Genomic DNA, 549 nt, shown 5'->3' with positions numbered 1-549 from the left:
ACGTTTATTCTGCTGTTTTTTCAATATTAATTATATCTTTAAGCTTAAATTCTATTATTTTTATAAAAGATAAAATTAATAAAGTACTCTCTTTTTTTGTCTTTACTGGTCTATATTCTTTAATTTTAAGCTACTTTTTTGGAAAAGCATTTATTGGTTACACTCAACAAGAATTGCTTTTTAAATTCATTTTTGAAGGTTATAGGGCTCATATCTTTCATGGAAATATATACCTATTAATAACTTTAGTCCTTTTAATTCTTTTAATTCTAAGACTATTAATTAATAGAAAAAAACTACATCGACAAGTAAAGGATAGAGCGTCTTGAATTTTTCAGGCTCTCTTTCAGCTGAATTTAGAAAAAAAGCTTTAGTATGGTGAAGTCGTGGAAAATTATGAATACTGGATTAACGTTTATTCTGCTGTTTTTTCAATATTAATTATATCTTTAAGCTTAAATTCTATTATTTTTATAAAAGATAAAATTAATAAAGTACTCTCTTTTTTTGTCTTTACTGGTCTATATTCTTTAATTTTAAGCTACTTTT

General features: G+C 23.5%; 1 protein-coding gene. It reads left to right on the top strand.

The features are described 5' to 3' along the window. The coding region (locus M2R48_RS21145; protein ID WP_262087589.1) for a hypothetical protein at positions 1-329 on the top strand (329 nt) is incomplete at its 5' end. Positions 330-549 lie beyond the last annotated feature (220 nt).

Source organism: Acinetobacter sp. I-MWF, from assembly GCF_025433935.1.
GTDB classification, from domain to species: domain Bacteria; phylum Pseudomonadota; class Gammaproteobacteria; order Pseudomonadales; family Moraxellaceae; genus Acinetobacter; species Acinetobacter guillouiae.
The sequence above is the reverse complement of the archived record's forward strand: the minus strand, read 5'-3'. Positions and strand labels throughout refer to the sequence as shown.